The sequence below is a fragment of the Neisseria sp. HMSC70E02 genome, from assembly GCF_001838645.1.
Classification (GTDB): Bacteria; Pseudomonadota; Gammaproteobacteria; order Burkholderiales; family Neisseriaceae; genus Neisseria; species Neisseria macacae.
This window is the reverse complement of the sequence record NZ_KV838054.1, coordinates 333-9,855: the sequence shown is the minus strand read 5'-3', so window position 1 is coordinate 9,855 and position 9,523 is coordinate 333. Positions and strand designations below refer to the sequence as shown.

General features: G+C 51.1%; 8 protein-coding genes. All 8 read right to left on the bottom strand.

Features of this window, described 5'->3' with window-relative positions:
- Nucleotides 1-682: 682 nt before the first annotated feature.
- The gene (locus tag HMPREF3277_RS00575; RefSeq protein ID WP_070869722.1) at nucleotides 683-2,908 is read right to left on the bottom strand and encodes an NADP-dependent isocitrate dehydrogenase; all 2,226 of its coding nucleotides are present in this window, start codon (nucleotides 2,906-2,908) and stop codon (nucleotides 683-685) included.
- Nucleotides 2,909-3,085: 177 nt separating this feature from the next.
- Nucleotides 3,086-3,745 (bottom strand): hypothetical protein, encoded by a 660-nt coding sequence (locus tag HMPREF3277_RS00570; RefSeq protein ID WP_070869721.1) that lies wholly within the window; start codon nucleotides 3,743-3,745, stop codon nucleotides 3,086-3,088.
- A gap of 241 nt (nucleotides 3,746-3,986) precedes the next feature.
- The gene (locus HMPREF3277_RS00565) at nucleotides 3,987-5,204 is read right to left on the bottom strand and encodes an aspartate kinase (protein WP_070869720.1); all 1,218 of its coding nucleotides are present in this window, start codon (nucleotides 5,202-5,204) and stop codon (nucleotides 3,987-3,989) included.
- Nucleotides 5,205-5,483: 279 nt separating this feature from the next.
- Entirely contained in the window at nucleotides 5,484-6,362 is an 879-nt protein-coding gene (locus tag HMPREF3277_RS00560) for a metal ABC transporter permease (RefSeq protein WP_009311635.1), read from the bottom strand.
- Nucleotides 6,363-6,467: 105 nt separating this feature from the next.
- Nucleotides 6,468-7,007 (bottom strand): dTDP-4-dehydrorhamnose 3,5-epimerase, encoded by a 540-nt coding sequence (gene rfbC / locus HMPREF3277_RS00555; RefSeq protein ID WP_003761465.1) that lies wholly within the window; start codon nucleotides 7,005-7,007, stop codon nucleotides 6,468-6,470.
- Between the two features lie 68 nt (nucleotides 7,008-7,075).
- The gene (gene rfbA, locus HMPREF3277_RS00550) at nucleotides 7,076-7,951 is read right to left on the bottom strand and encodes a glucose-1-phosphate thymidylyltransferase RfbA (RefSeq protein ID WP_070869719.1); all 876 of its coding nucleotides are present in this window, start codon (nucleotides 7,949-7,951) and stop codon (nucleotides 7,076-7,078) included.
- A gap of 113 nt (nucleotides 7,952-8,064) precedes the next feature.
- Nucleotides 8,065-8,319 carry an adenosylhomocysteinase gene (locus HMPREF3277_RS00545; protein WP_241033538.1) on the bottom strand — a complete coding sequence of 85 codons (255 nt, stop codon included), beginning with the start codon at nucleotides 8,317-8,319 and terminating at the stop codon, nucleotides 8,065-8,067.
- Nucleotides 8,320-8,489: 170 nt separating this feature from the next.
- A partial coding sequence (gene rfbB / locus HMPREF3277_RS00540; RefSeq protein WP_070869718.1) for a dTDP-glucose 4,6-dehydratase occupies nucleotides 8,490-9,523 on the bottom strand: 1,034 nt, incomplete at its 5' end.

The window sequence follows — 9,523 nt, the reverse complement described above, 5'->3', positions numbered from 1 at the left end:
AACGCCGTACTGGTTTAAAGTTAATCTACTATATAAAGGCGGACTGGCTGTGGCAAATCAGGTCAGTCCGTTTTTATTTTCCGATTAAAGAATAAAATCATAAATTTACAAAAATCCTCTGTTCATCAACGGATAAAGCATTTATGATGTCCTCCATAGCATCTCACAATAACTGTACTATATTTTATTTGAAAAAATAAATGGTATAGATAGGGCATCCGGTTTATAGAACCGGGAATAATCCAAATAATAGAAAAAGAAAGGAAATAATGATGCAACATCGTAGACGATTGGCTATCTTTCAAGCCGCAAAACGTGCTTCGTTCACTGGAAAACCAGTTGCACCGACTACACCGAAAGCACGCTAAGGAATAATGCCGAAATTCCTCACAATATCTAAGACCGCCCGTTTTTCGGACGGTCTTTAGTTTTTTGTACTGTTTCAAATGCGCCGGATTATAGTGGATTAAATTTAAATCAGGACAAGGCGATGAAGCCGTAGACAGTACAGATAGTACGGAACCGATTCACTTGGTGCTTCAGCACCTTAGAGAATCGTTCTCTTTGAGCTAAGGCGAGGCAACGCCGTACTGGTTTAAAGTTAATTAAAAAGGTCGTCTGAAAACCTTTAAATACAGGTTTTCAGACGACCTTTCATGTTTACAACTTTACCGTAATGCTTTTACAGCTTTGCCAATGCCTGATTGAACGTTTCGCTCGGGCGCATGGCCTGGGCGGCTTTTGCGGTGTCGGGGGCGTAGTAGCCGCCGATGTCGGCTGCTTTGCCTTGTGCGGCGGAAAGCTCGGCAACGATTTTGGCTTCGTTTTCCGCCAACGATTTGGCCAACGGCGCAAATGCCGCTTTCAATTCCGCGTCTTTATCCTGCGCCGCCAGTTCTTGCGCCCAATAGAGGGTGAGGTAGAAATGGCTGCCGCGGTTGTCGAGTTCGCCTGCTTTGCGTTTGGGCGATTTGTCGTTCAACAGCAGTTTTTCGGTGGCTGCATCCAGCGTGTCGGCGAGGACTTGGGCTTTGGCATTACCGGTTTTTTGCGCCAGATGTTCAAACGATACGGCGAGCGCGAGGAATTCGCCCAGCGAGTCCCAACGCAGGTGGTTTTCTTCGAGGAACTGTTGGACGTGTTTCGGTGCGGAGCCGCCCGCGCCGGTTTCAAACATACCGCCGCCGTTCATCAAAGGAACGATGGACAGCATTTTCGCGCTGGTGCCGAGTTCCAAAATCGGGAACAGGTCGGTCAGATAATCGCGCAGGACGTTGCCGGTTACGGAAATGGTGTCTTCGCCGTTTTTCAGACGACCCAAGCTGAACTTGGCGGCTTCTTCGGGGGCGAGGACGCGGATGTCGAGGCCGTCGGTATCCAGTTCGGCAAGGTAGGCTTTAACCTTGGCGAGCAGGCTTTTATCGTGCGGACGGTTTTCGTCGAGCCAGAACACGGCGGGCGTGTTGCTCAGGCGGGCGCGGTTGACGGCGAGTTGTACCCAGTCTTTGACGGGCGCGTCTTTGGTTTGGCACATACGCCAGATGTCGCCTGCTTCAACGTCGTGCTGCATCAGGACTTTTCCCGCTGCATCAATGACTTGAACTTGACCGTCAGCTTCGATTTCGAAGGTTTTATTGTGCGAACCGTATTCTTCGGCCGCCTGAGCCATCAGACCGACGTTGGGAACGGTACCCATGGTTGTCGGATCGAACGCGCCGTGTTCGCGGCAGAAGTCGATGGTTGCTTGATAAACGCCTGCGTAGCTGCTGTCGGGAATCACGGCTTTGGTGTCTTGCGCTTTGCCGTCTTTGTCCCACATGCGGCCGGAGTTGCGGATCATCGCGGGCATGGAAGCATCGACGATGACGTCGCTGGGAACGTGCAGGTTGGTGATGCCTTTGTCGGAATCGACCATCGCCAAATCGGGGTTGGCGGCGTAAACGGCGGCGATTTCGGCTTCGACGGCGGCGCGGGTATCCGCATCCAGTTTGTCCAGATTGGCAAGCAGGTTGCCGAAGCCGTTGTTGACGTTGACGCCGGCGGCAGCCAGTTTGTCGCCGAATTTTTCAAAGACGGGCGCGAAGAACACTTTGACGGCGTGTCCGAAGATAATCGGGTCGGACACTTTCATCATGGTGGCTTTCATGTGCAGCGAGAACAAGACGCCTTTTGCCTTCGCGTCTTTTACTTGCTCGGCAAGGAAGACGATCAGGGCTTTTTTGCTCATCACGGTCGCGTCGATAATTTCTCCGGCTTTCAGGGCGACGGGCTCGCGCAGCTCTTTTTTGTTGCCTTGTTTGTCGGTGAACACGATGGATACGGAAGTCGCATCGGGTACGGTAACGGATTGTTCGTTATGGAAAAAGTCGCCGCTTTGCATGGTGGCAACGTGGGTTTTGGAGTCTTTGGTCCATGCGCCCATGCTGTGCGGATTTTTTTTCGCAAAGTTTTTCACTGCTTTGGGCGCGCGGCGGTCGGAGTTGCCTTCGCGCAAAACGGGGTTGACCGCGCTGCCTTTGATGCGGTCGTAACGTTCGCGCACGGCTTTTTCTTCGTCGGTTTGCGGATTGGCGGGATAGTCGGGGACGGCAAAGCCTTTTGCCTGCAATTCTTTAATCGCGGCGGTCAGTTGCGGTACGGACGCGCTGATGTTCGGCAGTTTGATCACGTTGGCGTCGGGCTGTTTCACCAGTTCGCCCAACTCGGCAAGCGCGTCGGGTACGCGCTGCGCTTCGGTCAGATATTCGGGGAACGCCGCCAGAATGCGGCCGGACAGGGAAATATCGCTGGTTTTGACTTCGATACCGGCATGGCGGGTAAACGCCTGCACAATCGGCAGCAGGGATTGGGTCGCCAGCGCGGGGGCTTCGTCGGTATGGGTGTAGATAATGGTGGCTTTGCTAGTCATGGGATATTCTCTTGTAGGTTAGGTTTTTCTTTTCGAATGCGGCGCAAAAGCGCGCTGCGTGGCTATTATGGCATATTTCGGCAGGCTTGGGATATGGTTTTAATATGTTATCAATCAGTTTGCAAAAAGGTCGTCTGAAACGGCTTCGGTAGCGTTTTCAGACGACCTTTGGGGGGATTATAGGGAGTATTTTTTCTTTAATGCACGGACGGCTTTCAATATTTCTGCATTGCTTTTCTTAACTCCTTCTTGAGCTTTATTTCGTTTTTCTAGAAAAGCCATTACATCCAATCGGTTTATTTCAGGGTCTCTTTCTCCTTCAGCCATCAAGGTTTTTTGATGTTTTATCAAATATTCCAAAACCTTATTTGCCAATATGTTGATTTCGATCCTCCGGTTAACCACTGCTTTAATTTCAGGATCGCGGAAATCAGCATCCAAAAATCTTCCGGTAACTTTTTTCCACTCATCATCCAGCTTTTTTGCAGCTTCAAAAAATTCTGGAGAATGTGTCGAATTTTCTCCGGCTCGGTTAAATTCATCTTGTGCCGTCATCAATTCCGAATGAGACTGTAAAACGATTTCGAAAAATTTAACCAAATCCGCCCGTCCGTATGGCGATTTCACATTTGAAATAGGGATCGGCTCCAGCAGTTTCGGATCAGGCTCGGGAAAGTCGTTGATCATTTTGGCATAATCGGCGGGCAGCATGACCTTGCCTTTGGAAGACTGCACCGCGACGCGTTTTCCTGCAACAGGTTTGGCAGCGGCACTTATGCTGACAGTCAATGCGGATGCGGTCAGCAACACTGAAACGAAACGGATGAAAGCAGTCATAAAGCTCCTTAAATATTGTGTTGATAATTTGTTAGTCCGACGGTGGTAAAAAAGGTTTCTTATTTTCAGACGACCTTGGAGCAAACCTGACTGCCGGACATAGATATAAAAATTTAAAGAAGAAATGCTTTAGAAACAGCTAAGAAAATATTATCGGATATAGATTCCAACCTACGGTTTTCTCATAAAAAAGGTCGTCTGAAAATAAAATTTCAGACGACCTTCCAAGCATATAACCCGATTAACCCAAATCAAACGCTTTATGCAGGACGCGGGTGGCGAGTTCCATGTATTTCTCGTCAATCAAGACGGAAACTTTGATTTCTGAGGTGGAAATCATTTGGATGTTGATGCCTTCTTCAGCGAGGGTGCGGAAGATTTTGGCGGCAACGCCGACGTGCGAACGCATGCCCAAGCCGACTGCGGAGACTTTGCACACGGTGTCGTCGCCGTCGATGGCGGCTGCGCCGATGCTGTCTTGCAGTTTGGTCAGGATTTCGATGGTTTGTTTGTACTCGCCGCGCGGTACAGTGAAGGAGAAATCGGTAGTGCCTTCGCTGCCGACATTTTGGATGATCATGTCGACTTCGATATTGGCATCGGCAACCGCGCCTAAAATCTGATAGGCGACGCCGGGTTTGTCGGGTACGCCGCGCACGTTGATGCGGGCTTGGTTTTTATCGAATGCGATACCGGTTACGGCAGCTCTTTCCATGTTGTCGTCCTCTTCAAAGGTAATTAAGGTGCCGTTGCCGCCGTCTTGCAGGCTGCTCAGTACGCGCAGGCGCACTTTGTATTTTCCGGCGAATTCTACTGAACGGATTTGCAAAACTTTCGAACCGAGGCTTGCCAGTTCGATCATTTCTTCAAATGTAACCGTATCCATGCGGCGCGCTTCAGGTACGACGCGGGGGTCGGTGGTGTAAACGCCGTCTACGTCGGTATAGATTTGGCATTCGTCCGCTTTGAGGGCTGCGGCGAGCGCAACGGCGGAGGTGTCGGAACCGCCGCGTCCGAGTGTGGAAATATCGCCTTCGCTGCTGATGCCTTGGAAGCCGGCGACGATGACGACTTTGCCCTCGGCGAGGTCGGTGCGCATTTTTTCGTCATCGATGCTTTCGATGCGGGCTTTGGTGTGGGAAGTATCGGTTTTGAGGGCGACCTGCCAGCCGGTGTAGCTTTTGGCATCCACGCCGATGTCTTTCAATGCCATTGCCAAAAGGCCGATGGTCACTTGCTCGCCGGTGGACAAGACTACGTCCAGCTCGCGCGGATCGGGATGCTCCTGCATTTCGTGCGCTAGCGCAACCAGGCGGTTGGTTTCGCCGCTCATGGCGGATACGACGACAACGATGTCGTGTCCTTCGGCGCGGGCTTTGGCGACACGTTTGGCTACGTTTTTAATGCGTTCGGGCGAGCCTACTGATGTGCCGCCGTATTTATGTACGATTAACGCCATGTTTCGTGCTTTCTTGAGGGGGGTTGGTCGGGCAGTATGGTCTGCTGGAAAAGGGCTTATTATTACTATTTTTTACATGAAATTCAAGGCTGGGACGGGAATAATCGAATTTTCTACCGTAAGCGGAGGATAAGGGCGGTGGAGTGTGATTCATGACAAAAGGTCGTCTGAAAACCAAAGAGATGGTTTTCAGACGACCTTTTGTTTCAGTTGGGCAATGAAACCGGGTCAGGAACAATGGATTGACGGTTTGATTGGTTTTGGGAGTATGGTTTGCCGTCAAGCGGTGCGGTGTTTTTTGCCGCGTATCCATTTGGTCACTATGCCGCCTTCGCTGCCGAAGATGACGGACAGGGTGTATAAGACGCCGCAACACAAAATAATGGCGGGACCCGACGGTATTTCAACGTGATACGAAAACAGCAGGCCCGCAAAGCCGCAGAAGAGTGCCAGCAAGACTGACAATAAAATCAACATTCCCATATTTTTTGCCCACAAGCGGGCGGTAATGGCGGGCAACATCATCAGTCCGACCGACATCAGCGTGCCGAGTGCTTGAAAGCCGGCAACCAAGTTCATAACCACCAACACCAGAAACACAACATGCCAAAAGCCGCCTTTCCCGCCGACGGCTTTTAGGAACAGAGGGTCTATGCTTTCCAAGACTAAGGGGCGGTAGATGATTGCCAAAGCGGTGATCGTTATGCTGGCGGCGATGGCAATCAGTTGTAATGCAGGGATGTCCACTGCCAAGACGGAACCGAACAGCAAATGCAGTAAATCTACGCTGCCGTCCTTTTGTTTGCTGACCAAGATGACGCCGATTGCCAGACTGCTCAAATAAAATGCGGCAAAGTTGGCATCCTCTTTCAAAGTGGTGAAACGGCTGACCAATCCTGCCAAAAGAGCCATCAGCATGCCGGCAACAAAGCCGCCTATGCTCATTGCCGGCAGGCTCAAACCGGCGAAAATATAACCTATCGCGGCGCCGGGCAAAACGGCATGACTTAATGCGTCTCCGACCAGGCTCATACGGCGCATCACGAGGAAAACGCCGACAGGTGCGGCACTGAGTGCCAGACAGAATATCGATGCCAGCGCATAACGCATGAAATCGAACTCTGCGAACGGAGAAATCAGTAAATCGTAAAAATTCATGGTGTTTGCCGTTTGGGTTTGAAAATAATCGATGCAGGCGCATTATCCTGATTCTGCCGCATAAGGGCAAATGGGATAACCGCCTGCAATCGTTTTCAGACGACCTTAAAAGGTTGCGGCTTCTGCCAAGATTTTACCTGCCAAGTCTTTGGGCGACAGGTTGGGTTCGCCTTGCAGCGGCCATTCGATGCCGACGGTCGGGTCGTTCCAAATCAGCGAATGTTCGGCTTTCGGGTTGTAATAGTCCGTGCATTTGTAAACGAATTCGGCTTCATCGCTCAAAACGTAAAAGCCGTGTGCGAAACCTTCGGGTACCCAAAGCTGGCGTTTGTTTTCAGCCGACAGGATTTCGCCCGCCCATTTGCCGAAAGTCGGCGAGTCCTTACGCATATCGACGGCAACGTCAAATACTTCGCCGACAACAACGCGGACGAGTTTGCCTTGCGTGTTTTCGGTTTGGTAATGCAGACCGCGCAATACGCCTTTGCCTGATTTGGAATGGTTTTCCTGCACGAAGGTGCGGTCGCAGACGTTGGCCTTAAACCATTCGTCGCGGAAGGTTTCCATGAAGAAGCCGCGCGCGTCGCCGAAGACTTGCGGTTCTAAAAGTTTGACTTCGGGGATGGTGGTATCAATGATTTTCATATTTTCAATTCCACTTGAACGAATCAAGAAAAACTACGCTTGATGCTATGAATACAATAGGTTTGAGCTTAGCGGTTTATGCTCGCCAACAAGCGTAAGAGATATTGACCGTATTGGTTTTTTGCCATCGGGCGGGCGAGTTCTTCCAAACGCTCGTCTGAAAGCCAGCCGTTACGCCAAGCGATTTCTTCGAGACAGGCGACTTGCAGGTCTTGGATGTTTTGCACGGTTTGGACGAATGAGGCGGCTTCGTGCAGGCTTTCGTGCGTACCGGTGTCCAACCATGCAAAGCCGCGCCCCAAAAGCTGTACGGATAATGAACCGTCGTCAAGATACATTTGGTTGAGCGTGCTGATTTCGAGTTCGCCGCGCGCGGACGGTTTGACTTGTTTGGCAAATTCTACGACGCGGTTGTCGTAGAAATATAAGCCTGTTACCGCCCAGTCGGATTTGGGCTGTTTCGGTTTTTCTTCGATGGATAAGGCATTGAAGTTTTCGTCAAATTCGACGACGCCGAAACGTTCGGGGTCTTTGACTTGGTAGCCGAACACGGTGGCGCCGTGTTTTTTGGAGGCAGCTTGTTTCAGGGTTTGGGTAAACGATTGGCCGTAGAAAATATTGTCGCCCAAGACCAAGCAGACGTTGTCGTTGCCGATAAACTCTTCGCCGATGATGAATGCTTGCGCCAAGCCGTCGGGGCTGGGTTGTTCGGCGTAGCTGATGGAGATGCCGAAATCGCTGCCGTCGCCGAGTAGTCGTCTGAAAGAGGGATTGTCTTCGGGGGTGGTAATGACCAAGATTTCGCGTATTCCTGCCAGCATTAATACGGACAGGGGATAGTAGATCATGGGTTTGTCGTACACGGGCAGGAGCTGTTTGGATACGCCGCGCGTGATGGGGTAGAGGCGCGTGCCGCTGCCGCCGGCAAGGATGATGCCTTTCATGGGGGTCCTTTGTTGGTCTGATTGTTGAAATCAGCAAAATGTGTGAAATGGATTTTAAGGTCGTCTGAAAACATAGTTTGTGCATGGCTAATGTTTTCAGACGACCTTCGGTTTTAAAGGGGCTTGCCATTTACCATGCCGAAGAAGCTTTTGATATCGAAGTAAACGGAACGGATGTCGCCTGCTTCATTTTGCACATCAATACGGTCATAGACGCCGCCGTTTTGCTGCAACAGGGCTTGTCCGACTTTGCGGTATCCCGGCATATTTTCTGCAATCCAGCGGTTTTCGGCGCCAATGCCGCGCATAGTGTCGTCTTCAATGATGACAACTGCCCGCTCAATAGTGCTGCCATCGGCTTTTGTCATCTTTTTAACAGTCGTTTGTGTGGCATGATGTCGCGTTTCTTTTGCCAGAACCGGCATAGAGACGAACAAGGCTGAGGTCAAAGTTGCCGATAAGACTATGCGGGACAGAGAATGCATGGAAATACCTTTTTTGATGATGCCTGTTGTTTGCAATGTAGGGCAGGTATGGTTTACAGCTTGCCCAGACGTTCCAAACGGTAGCTGCCGTTCAATACATTTTGCCACCAGGTTTTGTTGTCCAAATACCATTGCACCGTTTTGCGGATGCCGGATTCGAACGTTTCCTGCGGTTTCCAGCCCAGTTCCCTGCCGATTTTGGCGGCGTCGATGGCGTAGCGTACGTCATGGCCGGGGCGGTCTTGCACGAAGGTAATCAAATCTTCGTAGCGCGCCACACCGGCTGGTTTTTCGGGAACGAGTTCTTCCAGCAGTGCGCAGATGGTTTTGACCACTTCGATATTGGCTTTTTCATTGTGCCCGCCGATATTGTAGGTTTCGCCAACAACGCCTTCGGTAACAACCTGATACAGCGCACGGGCGTGGTCTTCGACAAACAGCCAGTCGCGGATTTGCATCCCGTCGCCGTACACGGGCAGGGGCTTGCCGTCGAGCGCGTTCAGAATCATCAATGGAATGAGTTTTTCAGGGAAGTGGTACGGACCGTAGTTGTTCGAACAGTTGGTTACGATGGTCGGCAGGCCGTAAGTGCGCAGCCATGCACGCACGAGATGGTCGCTGGACGCCTTGGAAGCGGAATAGGGGCTGGACGGGGAGTAGGGCGTAGTTTCGGTAAATAAATCGTCCGTACCGTGCAAGTCGCCATAGACTTCATCGGTGGAAATATGGTGGAAACGGAAAGCTTCGCGTTTTTCAGGCGATATTTGCTGCCAATAGGCACGCGCAGCTTCCAGCAGGTTGAACGTGCCGACGATGTTGGTTTGGATAAACTCGCCTGCTGAATCGATAGAGCGGTCAACATGGCTTTCTGCTGCCAAGTGCATCACGGCATCGGGCTGGTGTTGTGCAAACACGCGGTCAAGTTCGGCACGATCGCAAATGTCCACTTGCTCAAAAGCGTAACGGGGACTTTCGGCTACGTCGGTCAGTGATTCGAGATTGCCCGCGTAAGTTAATTTGTCGAGATTGACGACGGAATCTTGGGTATTTTGGATGATGTGGCGGACAACTGCCGAGCCAATAAAGC

Bases quoted from the DNA above. Each gene is read 5' to 3' on its own strand.
- HMPREF3277_RS00565 (WP_070869720.1), bottom strand. From the start codon at position 5,204: ATGGCGTTAATCGTACATAAATACGGCGGCACATCAGTAGGCTCGCCC.
- HMPREF3277_RS00570 (WP_070869721.1), bottom strand. From the start codon at position 3,745: ATGACTGCTTTCATCCGTTTCGTTTCAGTGTTGCTGACCGCATCCGCA.
- rfbA (WP_070869719.1), bottom strand. From the start codon at position 7,951: ATGAAAGGCATCATCCTTGCCGGCGGCAGCGGCACGCGCCTCTACCCC.
- HMPREF3277_RS00545 (WP_241033538.1), bottom strand. From the start codon at position 8,319: ATGACAAAAGCCGATGGCAGCACTATTGAGCGGGCAGTTGTCATCATT.
- HMPREF3277_RS00575 (WP_070869722.1), bottom strand. From the start codon at position 2,908: ATGACTAGCAAAGCCACCATTATCTACACCCATACCGACGAAGCCCCC.
- HMPREF3277_RS00560 (WP_009311635.1), bottom strand. From the start codon at position 6,362: ATGAATTTTTACGATTTACTGATTTCTCCGTTCGCAGAGTTCGATTTC.
- rfbC (WP_003761465.1), bottom strand. From the start codon at position 7,007: ATGAAAATCATTGATACCACCATCCCCGAAGTCAAACTTTTAGAACCG.